The organism is Streptomyces sp. NPDC050508 (assembly GCF_040655155.1).
GTDB lineage: Bacteria > Actinomycetota > Actinomycetes > Streptomycetales > Streptomycetaceae > Streptomyces.
This window is the reverse complement of record NZ_JBFAJJ010000001.1, coordinates 915,791-933,508: the sequence shown is the minus strand read 5'-3', so window position 1 is coordinate 933,508 and position 17,718 is coordinate 915,791. Positions and strand designations below refer to the sequence as shown.

The 17,718-nt window shown below is 70.0% G+C and carries 13 protein-coding genes; 8 read left to right on the top strand and 5 right to left on the bottom strand.

Annotation, left to right across the window (positions count from 1 at the left end):
• The first annotated feature begins 15 nt into the window (after window positions 1-15).
• Window positions 16-2,742 (top strand): SpoIIE family protein phosphatase, encoded by a 2,727-nt coding sequence (locus AB0I69_RS04200; RefSeq protein WP_363093962.1) that lies wholly within the window; start codon window positions 16-18, stop codon window positions 2,740-2,742.
• Window positions 2,743-2,790: 48 nt separating this feature from the next.
• Here AB0I69_RS04200 and AB0I69_RS04195 read toward each other — a convergent pair whose 3' ends face one another.
• Together AB0I69_RS04195 and AB0I69_RS04190 are read right to left on the bottom strand one after the other, a co-directional pair.
• Entirely contained in the window at window positions 2,791-4,296 is a 1,506-nt protein-coding gene (locus AB0I69_RS04195; protein ID WP_363093961.1) for an esterase, read from the bottom strand.
• A 135-nt stretch (window positions 4,297-4,431) separates the two neighbouring features.
• Window positions 4,432-6,267, bottom strand: a complete 1,836-nt coding sequence (locus AB0I69_RS04190) for a glycoside hydrolase family 15 protein (RefSeq protein WP_363093960.1) — start codon at window positions 6,265-6,267, stop codon at window positions 4,432-4,434.
• A gap of 154 nt (window positions 6,268-6,421) precedes the next feature.
• Here AB0I69_RS04190 and AB0I69_RS04185 point away from each other — a divergent pair, with 154 nt between their 5' ends.
• The 4 genes from AB0I69_RS04185 (at window position 6,422) to AB0I69_RS04170 (ending at window position 10,752) form a co-directional block, all read left to right on the top strand.
• Window positions 6,422-6,610 (top strand): hypothetical protein, encoded by a 189-nt coding sequence (locus AB0I69_RS04185; RefSeq protein WP_363093959.1) that lies wholly within the window; start codon window positions 6,422-6,424, stop codon window positions 6,608-6,610.
• A 69-nt stretch (window positions 6,611-6,679) separates the two neighbouring features.
• Window positions 6,680-8,083, top strand: coding sequence for a Si-specific NAD(P)(+) transhydrogenase (gene sthA / locus AB0I69_RS04180; protein ID WP_328675653.1), 1,404 nt, complete (start codon window positions 6,680-6,682; stop codon window positions 8,081-8,083).
• A 226-nt stretch (window positions 8,084-8,309) separates the two neighbouring features.
• Complete coding sequence (locus tag AB0I69_RS04175; RefSeq protein WP_363093958.1) at window positions 8,310-9,782, top strand: APC family permease; 1,473 nt, start codon at window positions 8,310-8,312, stop codon at window positions 9,780-9,782.
• 10 nt (window positions 9,783-9,792) lie between these two features.
• Window positions 9,793-10,752, top strand: coding sequence for a hypothetical protein (locus tag AB0I69_RS04170; protein WP_363093957.1), 960 nt, complete (start codon window positions 9,793-9,795; stop codon window positions 10,750-10,752).
• 2 nt (window positions 10,753-10,754) lie between these two features.
• On the opposite strand, the gene AB0I69_RS04165 is transcribed toward AB0I69_RS04170, so the two are convergent.
• The 3 genes from AB0I69_RS04165 to efeU form a co-directional block, all read right to left on the bottom strand.
• Complete coding sequence (locus tag AB0I69_RS04165; RefSeq protein ID WP_363094168.1) at window positions 10,755-11,831, bottom strand: HoxN/HupN/NixA family nickel/cobalt transporter; 1,077 nt, start codon at window positions 11,829-11,831, stop codon at window positions 10,755-10,757.
• Window positions 11,832-12,052: 221 nt separating this feature from the next.
• Window positions 12,053-13,324 (bottom strand): iron uptake transporter deferrochelatase/peroxidase subunit, encoded by a 1,272-nt coding sequence (efeB, locus tag AB0I69_RS04160; RefSeq protein ID WP_363094167.1) that lies wholly within the window; start codon window positions 13,322-13,324, stop codon window positions 12,053-12,055.
• Window positions 13,325-13,398: 74 nt separating this feature from the next.
• The gene (gene efeU / locus AB0I69_RS04155) at window positions 13,399-15,429 is read right to left on the bottom strand and encodes an iron uptake transporter permease EfeU (RefSeq protein WP_363093956.1); all 2,031 of its coding nucleotides are present in this window, start codon (window positions 15,427-15,429) and stop codon (window positions 13,399-13,401) included.
• Window positions 15,430-15,623: 194 nt separating this feature from the next.
• On the opposite strand from efeU, the gene AB0I69_RS04150 reads away from it, so the two are divergent.
• The 3 genes from AB0I69_RS04150 to AB0I69_RS04140 are packed head-to-tail and all read left to right on the top strand — an operon-like array spanning window position 15,624 to window position 17,589.
• Window positions 15,624-16,301 carry a DedA family protein gene (locus AB0I69_RS04150; protein ID WP_363093955.1) on the top strand — a complete coding sequence of 226 codons (678 nt, stop codon included), beginning with the start codon at window positions 15,624-15,626 and terminating at the stop codon, window positions 16,299-16,301.
• Window positions 16,301-16,903, top strand: coding sequence for a phosphatase PAP2 family protein (locus AB0I69_RS04145; RefSeq protein WP_363094166.1), 603 nt, complete (start codon window positions 16,301-16,303; stop codon window positions 16,901-16,903). The genes AB0I69_RS04150 and AB0I69_RS04145 overlap by 1 nt, the downstream gene beginning before the upstream one ends.
• Entirely contained in the window at window positions 16,900-17,589 is a 690-nt protein-coding gene (locus AB0I69_RS04140; RefSeq protein ID WP_363093954.1) for a phosphatase PAP2 family protein, read from the top strand. The genes AB0I69_RS04145 and AB0I69_RS04140 overlap by 4 nt, the downstream gene beginning before the upstream one ends.
• Window positions 17,590-17,718 lie beyond the last annotated feature (129 nt).

Genomic DNA, 17,718 nt, shown 5'->3' with positions numbered 1-17,718 from the left:
TGTAGACATGGGCACATGGTCCGCCTGACGGGTCGGCCCGGGGCCCGGTCGACCCACCGCCCCGACGGTCTGCGCGCGCAGCGCCCGTACGACCGTGCCCGTCGGGCGCGCGAACACCGGCACCGGCGGACCGGTCTCGGCGGCCGTAGCGTCGCCGGGCAGGTGTTCATGCTGCAGGTGGTGATCGTGCTGCTGCTGGTCGTGTCGGCCGTGGTGGCGCAGGTCCTTCAGGTGCGGCACGACAGTACGCAGGAGGCCCGCAACCGGTCGGTGGCCGTCGCCGAGACCTTCGCCAACGCGCCGGGCACGGTCGCGGCCCTGCACAGCGCGAACCCCACGGCGATCCTCCAGCCGCGTGCCGAGGCCGCCCGCAAGACGTCCAAGGTCGACTTCATCGTCGTGATGAACACCGACGGGATCCGCTACACCCACCCCAAACCGGACCGCATCGGCAAGAAGTTCGTCGGGGACATCGCCCCCGCGCTGGCCGGGCACGTCGTCACCGAGGAGATCACCGGCACCATCGGACCGCTGGTGCAGGCCGTGGTCCCGGTCCGCGGCGCCGGCGGCACCGTCGTCGGCCTGGTCTCGGCCGGGGTGACGAAGGCGAACGTGGGCGGCGCCGCCGACCAGCAGCTGCCGCTCCTGCTGACCGCCGCGGGCGTGGCACTCGCCCTCGCCCTCGGCGGTACGGCCCTCGTCACCAGACGCCTCCAGCACCAGACCCACGGCCTGGGCCCGCACGAGATGACCCGGATGTACGAGCACCACGACGCGGTGCTGCACGCCGTACGGGAGGGCGTAATCATCGTCAGCGGCGAGGGCCGGCTGCTCCTCGCCAACGACGAGGCCCGCCAGCTGCTCGACCTGCCCGAGAACGGCGAGGGACGCCTGGTCCTCGACCTCGGACTCGACACCGACATGACCGCCCTGCTGGCCTCGGCGCGGGTCGCGACGGACGAGGTGCACCGGGTCGGCGGCCGACTGCTCGCCGTCAACCAACGCCCCACCGACCTGGAGGGCGGCCCGCCCGGCAGCGTCACCACGCTCCGCGACTCCACGGAACTGCGCGCCCTCTCCGGCCGCGCCGAGGTCGCCCGCGAACGCCTCAACATGCTCTACGACGCCGGAGTGGGCATCGGCACCAGCCTGGACGTCACCCGCACCGCCGAGGAACTCGCCGAACTGGCAGTCCCCCGCTTCGCGGACTTCGTCACGGTCGACCTCTACGACGCCGTACTGAGCGGCGAGGAGCCGCAGCCCGGCACCGAGCTGCGCCGCACGGCGTACAGCGGGGTCCGGGACGACGCCCCGCTCTACCCGGTCGGCAAACAGATCCAGTTCGTGGCGTCCTCCCCGCAGGCACGCAGCCTCGACACCGGGGAGGCCGTCGTCGAAGCCCGGCTCAGCGACGCCCCCGGCTGGCTCACCCAGGACCCGGAGCGCACCGCGCAGGTCGTCGAGTACGGCATCCACTCCCTGATCACCGTGCCGCTGCGGGCCGGGGCCCTCATCCTCGGCGTGGTCAACTTCTGGCGCTCCGACAAGCCGGACCCCTTCGACGTGGAGGAGTTGGCCCTCGCCGAGGAACTCGTCGCCCGCGCCGCCGTCTCCATCGACAACTCCCGCCGCTACACCCGCGAACACGGCATGGCGGTGACACTCCAGCGCAGCCTGCTGCCCCGCCGCCTACCCGAGCAGAGCGCGCTCGACGTCGCCTACCGCTATCTGCCCGCGAAGGCCGGGGTCGGCGGGGACTGGTTCGACGTCCTGCCGTTGTCCGGCGCCCGGGTCGCCCTGGTCGTCGGCGATGTCGTAGGACACGGCCTGCACGCGGCAGCCACCATGGGCCGACTGCGCACGGCGGTCCACAACTTCTCCGCGCTGGACCTTCCACCGGACGAACTCCTGGGCCTGCTGGACGAGTTGGTCGGCCGGATCGACCAGGACGAGACGACCGAGGACAGCAACGCCCCGGTCACCGGCGCGACCTGCCTGTACGCGATCTACGACCCGGTGACCCTGCGCTGCACCGTCGCCCGCGCCGGTCACCCACCACCGGCGCTGATCCTCCCGGACGGCACCGTCGAGTTCCCCGACGTCCCCGCAGGACCCCCGCTGGGCCTCGGCGGACTCCCCTTCGAGACGGCCGAGTTGGAGCTGGCCGAGGGCAGCCGGCTGGTCCTCTACACGGACGGTCTGGTCGAGGACCGGGAACGGGACATCGACGTCGGCCTGGAGATGCTGCGCACCGCGCTCACCCACTCCGGCGACTCGCCCGAGGACACCTGCCGGGCCGTACTCGACTCGGAGTTGTCGGTGCGACCGAGCGACGACATCGCCCTGATCGTCGCCCGCACCCGCGCGCTGGGCGCCGACCGGATCGCCGAGTGGCGCGTCCCGTCCGACCCGGCGGCCGTCTCCGACATGCGCGCCTCGGTCACCCGCCAACTCACGCACTGGGGCCTGGACGAGCTGACGTTCACCACCGAACTGATCCTCAGCGAACTGGTCACCAACGCGATCCGCTACGGCAACGACCCCGTCCGCGTACGCTTGTTGCGCGACCGCACCCTGATCTGCGAGGTCTACGACGGCAGCACCACCTCGCCGCATCTGCGGTACGCGGCGATGACGGACGAGGGCGGCCGGGGTCTGTTCCTGGTGGCCCAGCTCTCCGAGCGCTGGGGCACCCGGTACACACCGGCGGGCAAGGTCATCTGGGCCGAACAGGCGCTGTGAGTCCGGGCCCGGGGTGAACATCCGCCCCGGGCCCGGCACTTCGCGCCCCTACTCGTCGATCGCCGCCCCGAAGTGGGCCGCCTTCGCGGCGCCGCCGAGGTCCGCCGCGCTGTACAGCGAAGAACCGTCGGCGAGCAGGCCGTTCGGGCCCGCGGGGAGCAACCACACATAGCCATCACCGGAGTTCTCACCCGGGGCGGAGGCGACGAGTTCGGCGCGGCCGTCGCGGTTCGTGTCCGCCAGCCGGACCTGGGAGCCCCAGATGTCGTCCGCCTCGGCGGTGCCCGGAATCCCGGCGGTGTTCTGGTCGAAGGACTGGGCGCCGGTCGCGGTCACGCCGTCGCGCGAACCGCGCAACAGCCATACGGCGCCCGCGTCCTGGACGGTGCCGATGTCCTCGCCGGGCGCGCCGACGGCCACGTCCGCGTAGCCGTCGCCGTCGACGTCGCCGACGGACAGGTCGTTGCCCCAGCCGTCGCCGTGCTCCGAAGTGCCGGGCACGCCCGGGGAGTTCTGCGACCACCACTGCGCGGGGATGCCGGGACCCTCCTCACCGCCGACACCCTCCGAGCTGCCGAGATAGACAGCGATCTTGCCGCCGTCGTCGCCCTCCGCCCTGTCATCGGCGCTGCTGAGCTGGCCGAGGACGAGGTCGTCGTAACCGTCGCCGTTGATGTCGCCGGAGGCGGTGCCGAGGCCGCCGTTCAGGTCCTGACGGTACGTCAGCGAGGTCTCGCCGCCCGCGTAGAGGGCCGACCAGCCCTGCTGGTAGTCGTCGTCGGGGCTGTACCCGGAGACGACCAGGTCGGCGAAGCCGTTGCGGTCGTAGTCGCCGGTGGTGAGGTAGGCGGGCTGGATGCGGTGGCCGCCGGGGGCGGTGGTCGTGTTCAGGGCGCCCATCGAGTGCAGGATGCCGGTGTGGTAGGTGAAGATCTGGGCGCCGTTGTCGTCCAGTACGGCCATCTCGTCGGCGTCGGTCGCCCCGGTGAAGCGGGCCGCCGCCACGGACTGCCCGAACCGCGCGCCCGCGGCGGGCTTGGTGGAGGTGAAGGAGGCGTTCGCCTCGGCGCCCAGGCCGGCCTTGGAGCCATACAGGACGGTGACACGGCCGGCGTTCTCAAGGCTGCCCTCGTCCTCGCCGGGCGCGCCGATGATCGCGTCGTCGTAGCCGTCGCCGTCCACGTCGCCGGTGGCGATCGCCTGGCCGAAGGAGTCGTAGGTCTCCGAGGTGCCGGGGACGCCGGGCGTGGACTGGCTGATGACGGCCGTACGGCCCTTGGGGACGGTGTTGTTGGTGGCGATGCCGTTCGGGGCGCCGTACTGGACGGTGACGTAACCGGCGCCCGCCTTGCCGTCGACGGTGCCGTCCGGAGCGCCGATCAGGACGTCGTCGTAGCCGTCCCCGTTGAAGTCGCTGTTGCGGTCGACGGCGCTGGTGCCGCCGGGGACGCCCGCGTAGCTGGCCGGTGCGGCGACGATGCCGGCGCCGGCCAGGAGCAGGAAGGTCGCGGACGCGACGGTGGCGGAGACCTTCTTGCGTGACACGTTCGTCATGATGTGTTCCCCCGTGGATCAAATGTGTTGCGGTCAACGGGTTCGACACGAGACATGCCACGGTAGTTGTGGCGTCACGGAGGGCTGTGACACCTCAGTGACACTTGTTGCGCGACGCGGACGAGCGGAGCCGGATCAGCCCAGGGCCCGGTCCAGGTTGAACGCGGCGCTGATCAGGGCGAGATGGGTGAACGCCTGCGGGAAGTTGCCCTGTTGCTCGCCGGTGCGGCCGATCTCCTCGGCGTACAGGCCGAGATGGTTGGCGTAGGTGAGCATCTTCTCGAAGGCGAGGCGGGCTTCGTCGACGCGGCCGGCGCGGACCATGGCCTCGACGTACCAGAAGGAGCAGATCGAGAACGTGCCCTCGTCGCCGCGCAGGCCGTCGGGGCTGGCCTGCGGGTTGTAGCGGTAGACGAGCGAGTCGGAGACGAGTTCCTCGGTCAACGCGTCCAGGGTGGACAGCCACTTGGGGTCGGTGGGCGCGATGAACTTCGCCAGCGGCATCATCAGCAGCGCGGCGTCGAGCACGTCGCTGCCCTCGTACTGGACGAAGGCCTGGCGTTTGGTCGACCAGCCGCGGTCCATGATGCGGCGGTAGATGGTGTCGCGGCACTGGCCCCAGTACGGCAGGTTGGCGGGCAGGCCGCGGCGGTTGGCGAGGCGGATCGCGCGTTCGATCGCAACCCAGCACATCAGCCGTGAGTAGAGGAAGTTCTTGCGGCCGCCGCGGGTCTCCCAGACGCCCTCGTCCGGCTGGTCCCAGTTCTCGCAGACCCACTCGACCAGGGCGCACACGTCGTCCCACTGGGCGCTGGAGATGGGCTCGGCCCACTTGTCGTAGAGGTAGATGGAGTCGATCAGGGCGCCGTAGATGTCGAGTTGGAGCTGGTCGGCCGCGGCGTTGCCGACGCGGACCGGGGCGGATTTCTGGTGGCCTTCGAGGTGCGGGAGTTCGTGTTCGGTGAGTTCGGTGCGGCCGTCGATGCCGTACATGATCTGGAGCGGGCCCGACGGGTTGCCGTCGCCGGGGCTGATGTAGCGGGTCACGAACTGCATGAACGCCTTGGCCTCGCCGGTGAAGCCGAGGCGCAGGAGCGCGTAGACGCAGAAGGCGGCGTCGCGGATCCAGACGTAGCGGTAGTCCCAGTTGCGCTCGCCGCCGAGCTGTTCGGGGAGGCTGGTGGTGGGGGCGGCGACAATCGCGCCGGTGGGGGCGTAGGTCAGCAGCTTGAGGGTGAGGGCCGAGCGGTGCACCATCTCGCGCCAGCGGCCCCGGTAGCGGGACTGGGACAGCCAGCGCCGCCAGTAGGCGACCGTCGAGGCGAACTCGTCCTCGGCCTCCTGCCGTGCGCAGGGACGGGAGGTCACCTCGCCGTCGACCTGGTCGAGGGCGAACACCTCGGACTCGCCCTCGTCGAGCTTGAAGTCGGCCCACACGTCGACGCCGTCACACTCCAGCGGCACGGTGGCGGTCAGGGCGAGGGACTTCTCGGCGGACTCGAAGAGGGCGACATCGCCGACCATCCGCGCGGTGTGCGGGCTGGCACCGTAGTCGAACCTCGGGGCGACCTTGGTCCGGAACGGGACCGAGCCGCGCACGCACAGCACACGCCGGATCAGGCGGTGCCTGGCGGACTCGTCCGTCTCCCCGGTCACCGGCATGAAGTCCTGGACCTCACCGACGCCGTCCTCGGTGAAGAACCGGGTGATCAGGACGTTGGTGTCGGGGAAGTAGAACTGCTTGGTGCGGGCGGGGACGGAGGCGGCGAGCTCGAAGGAGCCGCCGCGCTCCGCGTCCAGGATGGCGGCGAAGACGCTGGGAGCGTCGAAGGACGGGCAGCAGTACCAGTCGATCGTGCCGTTGGTCCCCACCAGGGCCACGCTCCGCAGATCGCCGATCAGTCCGTGCTCGGCGATGGGCAGATATCCGGGTCCGGTGGGGGTGTCCTGCTGGGGCGGGGTCTCGACCATCGCGGCAGCCTCCCTGGTTCGGGCCCGCGGGGGCCGGTTCCAAGCTTAGGTTCAGGTTCTCCGTCGGCCACTCTTCCGGATGCACACTGGGGACGGGCACGGAATCGTGGGAGTGGGACCCACGGCACGTGCCCGGTCTCAGGGAGGAAGCGCCATGTCGACAGCACAGCCCGAGGACCGCGTCACACCGGACGCCCTGCTGCACGCCCGCACCGGTACCGAGGTGGCCCCGGAGGACGTGGTCCTGGCGGCCGGGCGGGACGTCACCCCGGAGAGTCTGGAGTGGGCCCGGCGGAAGATCGAGGCAGAGGGGGCGGCTGCCCTGGACAAACTGCTCCCCTAGCCACCTTGTGGGCACCCGGTTACCGGTTCGCCCTTTCGGAGGAGGCGCTCCGGCTGACAGACTCCGGAGGTGCCCGACTTCGACATGCTTGTCATCGGTTCAGGACCGGGTGGCCAGAAGGCCGCCATCGCCGCGGCCAAGCTCGGCCGCCGGGTCGCCGTCGTCGACCGCCCCGACATGGTCGGTGGGGTCTCCATCCACACCGGGACCATTCCCTCCAAGACGCTGCGCGAGGCGGTGCTCTATCTCACCGGCCTCACCCAGCGCGATCTGTACGGGCAGAGCTATCGCCTGAAGGACGACATCACCGTCGGCGACCTGACCGCGCGCACTCAGCACGTGGTCAGTCGTGAAGTGGACGTCATCCGCAACCAGTTGTCCCGCAACCAGGTCTCCCTGTTCGCCGGCACGGGCCGCTTCGTCGACCCGCACACCGTCGCGCTCACCGAAATCACCGGCCACGAACGGCTGTTGACCGCGGAGCACATCGTCATCGCCACCGGTACCCGCCCCGCGCGGCCGGACACCGTCGAGTTCGACGGGCGGACCATCATGGACTCGGACAACGTCCTCGACCTGCCCAAGGTCCCACGGTCCATGGTCATCGTGGGCGCGGGCGTCATCGGCATGGAGTACGCCTCGATGTTCGCCGCGCTCGGCAGCAAGATCACCGTGGTGGAGAAGCGCGCCGGGATGCTCGACTTCTGCGACCTGGAGGTCATCGAGTCGCTCAAGTACCACCTGCGGGACCTCGCCGTCACCTTCCGCTTCGGGGAGACCGTCGCCGCCGTCGAGCGGCACACCAACGGCACACTGACCGTCCTGGAGAGCGGCAAGAAGATCCCGGCCGACGCCGTGATGTACTCCGCGGGACGGCAGGGCCTCACCGACGAACTCGACCTGGACAAGGCCGGGTTGTCCGCCGACCGGCGCGGCCGGATCGACGTCGACGAGAACTTCCGCACCGCGGTGCCGCACATCTACGCGGTCGGCGACGTCATCGGCTTCCCGGCCCTGGCGGCGACCTCGATGGAGCAGGGCCGTACGGCCGCGTACCACGCCTGTGGTGAGCCGGTGCACCGGATCGACGACCGGCAGCCGATCGGCATCTACACCATCCCGGAGATCAGTTTCATCGGGAAGACCGAGGACCAACTCACCGAGGAGTGCGTGCCGTTCGAGGTCGGCATCTCCCGCTACCGCGAACTCGCGCGCGGCCAGATCATCGGCGACTCGCACGGCATGCTCAAGCTGCTGGTCTCCCCCACGGACCGCACCCTGCTCGGCGTGCACTGCTTCGGTACCGGCGCCACGGAACTCATTCACATCGGCCAGTCGGTGATGGGCTGCGGCGGCACGGTCGACTATCTCGTGGACGCGGTCTTCAACTACCCGACGCTCGCCGAGTCCTACAAGGTCGCCGCCCTCGACGCGACGAACAAACTGCGGCAGATCGACCGACTCGGCGACTGACCGTTCACAGGAGATTACTCGCTGGTCAATCTTGAAAGGTCAAGAGGTACGGCTATCATCACACCCACACACGGTGTGACCGTCCGCCGACGCAGCGGTTCAACGGGTATCCACCACCCCCGATTTGTTGTTCCGACCGGCCACTGACCCGAGGCCACCCCATCTCCGGGTCCGGGGCCGGTTCGCGCAACCCCCCACGTCGTGCAAGACGGAAAGCAGCGCATCCATGAGCAACAACAGGGGCAGAGGGCTGCAGGCCAACGCCCTCGGTACGTTCGACACCGTGGTGATGGCCGTGGCGGGCAGCGCCCCGGCGTACTCGCTGGCGGCGACGACCGCGGTCCTGGTCGGCGCGGTCGGCCTGGCCAGCCCTGCAGCCCTTCTCTACTGCGCGATACCGATGCTGGGCATCGCGCTGGCGTTCAGCTATCTCGGCCGTATCGACGTGAACGCGGGGGCCAGTTACTCCTGGGTGGGCCGCACCCTCCACCCCTTTCTCGGTTTCATCAGCGGCTGGGCCCTGGTGGTCTCCGCGACCATCTTCATGGTGGCCGGGTCACTGCCCGCCGGGTCGATGACGCTGTCCCTCTTCGATCAAAGCCTCGCGGACAACACGGCGTTGTCGACGGTGGTCGGTGCCGCGTGGTTCGTGATCATGCTGCTCGTGGTGCTCGGCGGGGCCCGGCTCACGGTCCGGGCCCAACTCCTCATGTCCGGTGTCGAGTTGGGGATACTGGCGCTGTTCGCGGTGTTCGCCGTCGTCCACAGCGACAACGCCCGCGCCTTCGACTGGTCCTGGCTGGGCTTCAGCCACTTCGACGGGGTGTCCGGCTTCGCGTCGGGCGCGCTCATCGCCGCGTTCTACTACTGGGGTTGGGACGTCACCAGCAACCTCAGCGAGGAGACCCGCAACAGCCGTCGTACGACCGGACTCGCGGGCCTGATCGGCGTCGGCATCGTCTTCCTGCTCTTCGAGGTGTTCACCATCGCGGTGAACATCATCCTGACCTCGCGGCAGATCGAGAGCAACGACGCCAACGTGCTGGCCGTGCTCGGCGACGAGTTGTGGCCGGGCTGGGGTGGCAAGTTGCTCATCGTGTCGGTGATGCTGTCGACCATCGCCACCCTGGAGACCACCCTCATCCAGGTCACGCGATCACTGTTCGCGATGGGCCGCGATCGTACGATGCCGGCCGCGCTGGGCAAGGTGCACCGCACCTGGAACACGCCCTGGGTGGCGATCACCGTGGTCGGCGGGGTGGCGCTGGTGATGTTCATCGCCTCCAACGCGCTCGGCTCGGTGGGCGAGATCCTCGTCGACGCGATCTCGGCGATCGGTCTGCAGATCGCCGTGTACTACGGCCTGGCGGGCCTGGCGGTGGTCGTCGCCTACCGCAAGATGCTGTTCAAGTCGGCGGCGAACTTCCTCTTCGGCGGGCTGTGGCCGCTGTTCGGCGCCCTGTTCATGTTCTGGATCTTCGTCGAGTCGCTCGGCGACCTGAGCAGCGCGGCCATCGGTATCGGCATCGGCGGGCTGGCCGTGGGTCTGGTTCCGATGCTCTGGTACTGGCGGCAGGGCAGCGACTACTACCGGCCCTCGCGGCTCGACGCCACGCACACCGTCGAGACGGACTACGTCCCCGACGACTTCCTGCCCGAACAGTCCAGGGTCCATCAGGGTCTCCCGACCGACTTCTGAGGGGCACCCGATGGCGCGTGACCGCTACACCCCCGACTTCGACCCCTACTGCGGGGACGTACCCCTCAGTTCCGCCCGCCACGACATCGTCATCGGCCGCTGGCAGGGCCTGCGGGACCTGCTGCGGGACACCGGCGCGCACTGGCTCAGCCGTGGCCACCGGGTCCGGACGCTCGCACAGGCCTGCGCGGGCAGTTCGACGGTGGAGTCGTGGCTGGCCGCCGAACCCCACAGCGGCGACGCACTCACCCTGCGGGCGGCGACGGAGACGGCCCGGGCCTTCAACATGGCCATCGCGGCGGGCCGGGGCGTGCCGATCGACCGGAACCGCATCGACGCCGCCGTCATGGCCTGCCTCCAGGCCACGGAGTCGTATCCGGACGACCCCACGCCGTGGATCACCCTGATCTCCGTCGCCCGCCTCTATCCGTCGGGGGTACGCCGGCAGGAACTCGCCCGCTGGTGGGACGAGTTGCACCGGCGCGACCCCTACAGCGTCGAGGGCCACCTCCAGGTCCTCCACTACTACTCCTCCCGCTGGCACGGCAGCCACGGCCTCATGTACGACTTCGCGCGCGACGCGGCGGGCGTGGCACCGCCCGGCTGCCCGCTGCCGGTGCTGGTGCAGTACGCGCGCGTCGAGGAGTACCGCTACGTCCTCGACACCGCGAAGGGCCGGCAGGCCGCGGTGGGCCTCGGCCAGCACTGGAGCCACGACGGCGCCGTCAGTGACGTACGCCGCACCTGGCAGCGCTGGATCGCCGCCCGCGAGGAGGGCGCCGTCCCGCCCGGCGAACTCCGTGACCTCAACTACCTTGCGCACGCGGCCTGTTACGCGGGGACGACGGATGTCTCGGCGCCCGTGCTGACGATGCTGGGCCGCCGGGCGACGCCGACTCCCTGGTCGTACACCGGGGACCCGGAGAAGCAGATCGTGAAGTGGCGGCAGGAGTTGGGCGTTCGGCCCTGAGCCTATTCGGCGGGCTGCTCCGCCGGCCGGGCCAGGCCCGCCGTCCACTTGTCCTCGATACGGCCGAACTTCCACACCAGCAGGGCCACGATCCAGGTCGCGAAGAACAGGCCGACGATGAGGAAGCCGATGACGTTGAGGTCGAGGCCCGCGACCCAGTCCCAGAAGAAGCCGTGGAGGTCGAGCTTCTCGGCGAACAGGCCCAGGAGTTCGACTGTCCCGATGATCAGGGCGACGGCGACGGAGAGGCCGGTGATCGTGAGGTTGTAGTAGACCTTGCGGACCGGCTTGGAGAAGGCCCAGCCGTAGGCGAAGTTCATGAACGTGCCGTCGATCGTGTCGAGCAGCGACATGCCGGCGGCGAACAGGACCGGCAGGCACAGGATCGCGTACCAGGGCAGGCCGGACGCGGCGCCCGAGCCGGCGAGCACCAGCAGCGCGATCTCGGTGGCCGTGTCGAAGCCGAGGCCGAACAGCAGGCCCAGCGGGTACATCTGCCAGGACTTGGTGATCGACTTCATGAAGCGGCCGAGGATGCGGTTCATGAAGCCCCGGTTGTTCAGGTGCTCCTCCAGCGCGACCTCGTCGAAGTCGCCCGAGCGCATCTGGCGGAACACCTTCCAGATGCCGGCCAGGATGACGAGGTTGATGCCGGCGATGACGTAGAGGAACGTGCCCGAGACGGTCGTACCGATCAGGCCGGTGACGTCGTGGAGTTGGGAGTTGTCGTCGCGGACCGGGCCCGCCAGGGCCTTGACGCCGAGGGAGAGCAGGAGGGTCAGGCCGAAGACGATGCTGGAGTGGCCGAGCGAGAACCAGAAGCCCACCGACAGGGGCCGCTTCCCCTCGCTCATCAGCTTGCGGGTCGTGTTGTCGATGGCCGCGATGTGGTCCGCGTCGAACGCGTGCCGCATGCCGAGCGTGTACGCGGTCACGCCCATGCCGATGCCGAAGGACTTCTCGCCGACGCTGTAGTGCCCGGGCGCGACGATCCACACGAGCGTGAACCAGCCGATCACGTGCAGCGCCAGGATGAAGCCGGCCATCCCGCCGACCCTGGTCCACTCCTGCCGCGTCATGGACGTACGGACGCGGTACCAGACCGACGGCCGCGAAGTCGCGGCCGTGACGGGGAGGGTCGGGTCGGACTCGGGGGCGGCCGTCATCAAGGGGGTCTTTCTTCCGGGTACGCGGTCGCGGACTGCAACCTCGTGCCATCCTCCCGTACCTGCAACCCATTCGCAGTAACGGTCGGCAAAGCCCACGGAAGGTCTTGCTCAAGGGAAGGAAAAATACCAGGTCAGGCCGCCATCAAACCCCGCCCGAGCCAGTCTTTGGCATTCCGCACACCGGGCAGCGCGTAGAAGTAGCCGCCGCCCGTCGGGGAGATGTAGTCGACGAGGGGTTCGTCGATCAGCCGGGTCTGCGTCGCCTCGAACTGCCGCTGGACGTCCTGCTGGTAGCAGCAGAAGGCCAGGCCCATGTCGAGGTTGCCGACGTCGTCGATACCCCGGTCGTAGTTGTAGCCGCGGCGCAGGATGCGCGAGGTGTCGGTGGCCGCGGTGCGCGGGTTGGCGAGGCGGATGTGGGCGTCGAGCGGGATCGCCGTGCCCTTGGGGTCCTTGGCGTAGTGCGGGATGTCGGTCTCCTTGGCGCCGTCCAGCGGAGCACCGGTGTCCTTGCGGCGGCCGAACATAAGCTCCTGCTCGCTGAGCGAGACGCGGTCCCAGAACTCGACCAGCATGCGGATGATGCGGATCACCTGGTAGCTGCCGCCGCTCGCCCAGGCGGGCTCGCCCTGTGCGTCCCCGACCCAGATCAGCCGGTCGGTCTCACGGGCGGACTTCACGTCCGGGTTGGCTATGCCGTCCTTGAAGCCGAGCAGGTTGCGCTGGGCGCCGGTGGGGCGCGGGGTGTTCTGGAAGCCGTCGATGCGCCACTTGATCTGCATGCCGCCTCGGGTGTGCCGGGCGATGTCGCGCAGCGCGTGCAGCACCGTGTCCTGGCGGGCAGCGCACACCTGGAGCGACAAGTCGCCGTGGCACTCCGCGGCGCGCAGGTTGTCGTTCGGGAACGTCTTCATCGGGGTCAGCCGGCGCGGCTTGGCCTTGGCGAGTCCGTAGCGGTCGTCGAAGAGGGAGGCGCCCACGCCGACGGTGACCGTGAGGGCGTCGGCGGGTACGTCCGGTCCGAGGATGCCGTTGTCGGCGGGCGGTGCGCCGACGCCGAGGTCGGCGGGGGTGCCGCCGGCGGTGAGGAAGCGGGCGCGTTCGGTGATCGTGCGCAGCAGTTCGGTCAGTTCGGCGCGGTTGTCGGCGATGACGTCGAGGGAGACGAAGGTCGCCGCGGCCGGTGCGGGGGTGAGGATGCCCGCCTGGTGAGTGCCGTGGAAGGGCACCTTGGCGGCGTTCGTGGTGTCCGCGGCCTGCGCCTGGGCGCTGCCTCCGGTCTCGGCGAGCGCGAACGCCCCACCGGCCAGCACCGCTCCGGCGGCCCCGGCGCCGAGCGCCGTCCGGACGAAGGAGCGGCGGCCGGCTCCGGCCGGGCAGCCCGGGGTTTCAGCAGACGGCATCGGACGGTTCCCCTCACTACGGATGTTCTCGGTGCTACGGGTGTTCTCGGTACCGCCGGTGTTCTCGGCGCTCATCAGGCGGACTTCCTGATCTCCAGCAGGTCCGGCACCGGTGCCAGGTCCTCCAGCAACTGGCCGGTGGCACCGTCGAGTCGGACCCTGCTCGCCTGGTCCAGCTGCTCGACGGGCGTCCAACTGCCGCCCTGGTGCGCCGAGTCGAGCAGCTTCTGCACCCGCGCGATGTCGGCGTCGACACCGGGGAGCAGCTTCGGGGACTCCTTGGTCAGCAGCGGCTTGAGTACGGTGAGCAGTTCGCGGGTGCCGGCGAGGTTGCTGTCGACGGTCGCGAGGTTGGTGCCGCTGCCCTCGTCGGTGTCGCCGGTCAGCTCGAACTGCAGGGCGTTCTCCAGGATTTCGTGGGCCCGCAGCGGCAGGTCGCCCGGGTCGAAGTCCTGGGTGGGGAACGCCTTCCGCAACCCCACTACCGCGGCGACGAGTTGCTGCGCGGGCACCTTCAACTCGCCCGCCGACTGCCCGTGCCACAGCCCGTACTCGATCCGGTGGAAGCCCGCGAAGTCCTTGTCGTCGACTCCCCCGGCCAGCCCGTCGGCCCGGCCGTTGATCTTCTTGTCGAAGTCCTCGAAGGTTCCGTAGGCGGCACCGAGCGAGGAGTAAGTGCGGTGCGCGGTCAGCCAGTCGGTGCGCGCCCTGTCGAGGTGATTGCCGGCGATGTCGGCGCTGAGCTGCCGGGTCTGGGTTTCGAGGGTGGCCAGGCCCTGGTCGACGTACACCTTGTAGGCCTTGAGGGGCGCGGCGAGGTCGCTCTCGGAGACGGGGACGACCGCCTTCACCGCCCCTCCCCCGCCGCTGACGTGGACCGTGGCGGAGGTGACGGCCTTCGCGCCGGTGGGCACGCAGCGCCAGGCGTACGAGCCGCCCCCGACGGTGGCGACCAGGTCCCGGGTGGTGCCGGGGGCCAGGCCCTCGACCTCGCCGTAGACCGCGTCGGTGGCGGGGTCGATGAGATACACCTCGGCGGTCTTGTCGCCGGTGTTGTGCATCTGGAAGGTCTGGCGTCCGGTGTCGGGCGCGGTGAAGCCCTTGCCGCACTCCGTCTCGGAGACGGCCACGGTCTCCGAACTCGCGGGCTTGGGGCGGGCGAAGGCGACGACGAGACCGGCGACGACCGCGGGTACGGTCACGACGGCGACCGGGACGACCCAGGCAGGGCGGCGACGCGGCGACGGGGGTGATTCGCTCAACTCGGCGGTCGCGGGCGTCGGTTTGGGCGTTTCCTTCTTCACCCCACGCACGAACAGGGGCATCACCACCGCCAAGTAGCCGACGTAGCCCACCACTTGGAGCCATGTCATCGTCGGCATCAGGTTGAACACACCCTGGATGAGGGTGCTGTACCAGGAGCCCGCGTCGACGCTGCCACTGAGGTCGAAGGCGTAGGTGGTCAGGCCCGGGAGGACGCCGCCCTCCTGGAGGTCGCGCAGGCCGTAGCCGAGGACGCCCGCCGCGATGACGACGAGGACGACACCGGTGGCGGTGAAGAACTTCGTCAGGTTGATCCTGAGGACCCGGCGGTACAGGCCCCAGCACAGGGCCGCCGCGAGGACGAGACCGATACCGGCGCCCGTCAGGGGACCTGCGGACTCGCCGGCCGCGCGGGCCGTGGTCCACAGGAACAGGGCCGTCTCCAGACCCTCGCGGCCCACCGCGAGGAACGAGGTGAGCATCAGCACGCCCGCACCCATGCCTAGCGCACCGGCCACCTTCTCCCTGATCTCGCCGGAGAAGGTGCGGGCCGAGCGGCGCATCCAGAACACCATCGCGGTGACGAACGCGACGGCGATCACGCTGAGGACACCGCCGAAGGCTTCCTGGGCGGTAGCGGAGAGGTTCGCCGCGGTGAACGTGAGCACCGCGCCGAAGCTCATCGCGAGGGCGATGGCGGCCAGTACGCCGGTCCACACCTGCGGCAGCCGGGACCTGGCGTCGGCCCTGACGAGGGTCGCGACCAGGATCGAGACGATGAGTCCCGCCTCCAGCCCCTCCCGCAGTCCGATCAGAAAGCTCGGAAACGCGTCGTCCCACATAGGGTGCGACCCCTCCTGAGTTAGTGAAGGCATGCCTTACTTCGCGGACCATCATGACTACATGCATGTAGTCAGTCGGTCATGAAGCGGCAACGGCCAGGCAAAAGAGCGGAACTTCTCACCCTGCGGAGTCGTCTACAGTTGAGTAGACCGTCTACAGATTTGTAGTCAGAACAGCGAAGGGGCTCGCCACGATGACCACACCCTTGGACCTGGCGTCCCAGCTCGCCGTCAACGTGCTGGACGCCAAGTCACTGCTGGCCGCCTTCGGTGTGCTGGGCGTCGGCGTGGTGATGTTCGCCGAGACGGGGTTGCTGATCGGGTTCTTCCTGCCCGGCGACTCCCTGCTGTTCACGGCGGGCCTGCTGTGCACCGGCGGCGCCGACAGAGCCGTGAAGCTGTCGCTGCCGCCCCTGCTGGTCGCGGCGGCGGTGGGCGCGCTGGCCGGAGCGCAGTGCGGCTATCTGCTCGGCCGGAAGGCGGGCGGCGCGCTGCTCGCCCGCAGCGGCTCGGCCCGACTGCACGAGGGCGCCCAGCGGGCCGAGGAGTTGTTGGACCGGTACGGCCACGCGAAGGCGATCGTCCTGGCCCGCTTCGTGCCCGTGGTGCGGACGGTCCTGAACCCGATGGCGGGCGCTCTCGGGGTGCCCGTCCGGACGTTCACCGTGTGGCAGATGGCCGGCGGTCTGGTGTGGAGCCTGGGCCTGACGCTCGCCGGGTACGCGCTCGGATCCTCGATCCCGAACGTCGACAAGTACCTGCTGCCCATGGTCGCCCTGATCGTGGTCGTGTCCCTGCTCCCCCTCGCCGCCGAGGTGTACCGCTCCCGCAAGGCCAGCCGGGCGGCGAAGGCCGGGGAGGCGCGCGGATGATCCTCGTCGCTTTCCAGGGGTCGTCGATCGACGGCGGAGCCTACAAGGATGTCGTCAACTCCGCGCAGCACGCGCCCGGTTGGCTGGACGACGTGGTGTCGGCGTGGTCGACGTACGGGCTCGCGGTGTTCGCCGTGCTGATGCTCGTGGGCTGGTGGCGGGCGCGCCGGGTCGGTGCCGAGGCAGCGGTGACGGCGCTGGCCGTGCCGGTGGTCGTGGTGGCCGCGTACGGGATCGACTCCCTGCTCAAGACGGCGGTGCGGGAGAACCGCCCCTGTCAGAGCCTGCACGTGGTCACGCTGGAGGCCTGTCCGGCGCCGGGCGACTGGTCCTTCCCCAGCAACCACGCGACCATCGCCGCGGCGGCCGCGGCCGCCCTGTTCTTCGTCTCCCGCCGGCTCGGCGCCGTAGCGGCCGTGGCCGCGCTCGCGATGGCGGTGTCCCGGGTGTGGGTCGGGGTCCACTATCCGCACGACGTCGTGGCGGGCGTCCTGGTCGGCACGCTCCTCGCACTCGGCGCGATGATCCTGCTGAAGCGATGGCCGGAACCCCTGGCACGGCGGCTCACGGCCACCCGGCTGCGACCGCTGCTGGCGTCATGAACCGCAAGGACATCGCCGAGCTGGCGGGCAGCCTGGGCGTGGGCGCCTGGACCGCGTTCGGCGTGCTGAGCATGGTCGTGATCGGGCACGACGGCGCTCCGCTGTTCACGGACGAGGACGTGCTGTCCTGGTCCGTCGCCCACCGCCCGGACGTGGCGCTGGCCGTCGCCCGCGGCCTGACCGCGACCGGCACGGGCGTCATCCCGTACGCCCTCGTCGTCCTGGCCGGACTCCTCACCGGCCGCACCACACGCCAACGCCTGCTGGCCGCGACCCTGGCCCCGGCCTGCCTCGCCTCCGGCCAGGGCCTGCGCTACGGCGTGATGTCGCTGATCGCACGTCACCGCCCGGCGCAGGTCGACTGGGCCGGACATGCCTCGGGCTGGTCGTTCCCCTCCGGTCACACCACCACGGCGGCGGTCACCGCCGGACTGGTGATCCTCGCGATATGCGTGCGCTCCCCGCACGGACGGACCTCGCTCTGCCTGGCCGTCGGCTGCTGGGGTGTGCTGGTCGGACTGACCCGCGTGTATCTGGGCGTGCACTGGTTCACCGATGTGGTCGGCGGCTGGCTGTTCGCCGTGGGCTGGCTCGGCGTGTGCCTGTGCGCGGCGGCCTGGTGGCTGCCGACGCGACTACTGGTCGCGGACGGGGCGGAACCCTCGCGGGAAGGGACCCGCCTGTAGGCGTGCCCACCGACCGGTGACACGCCAAGGTCTTCCGAGCAGTCGTCGTCGGGACCGAAGTGGTGGTCCGTACGCTCGTGGTGCCGCTCGGCGCAGTCGGTCGACGTCTCCGGTCGCAGCCGGGGCCGC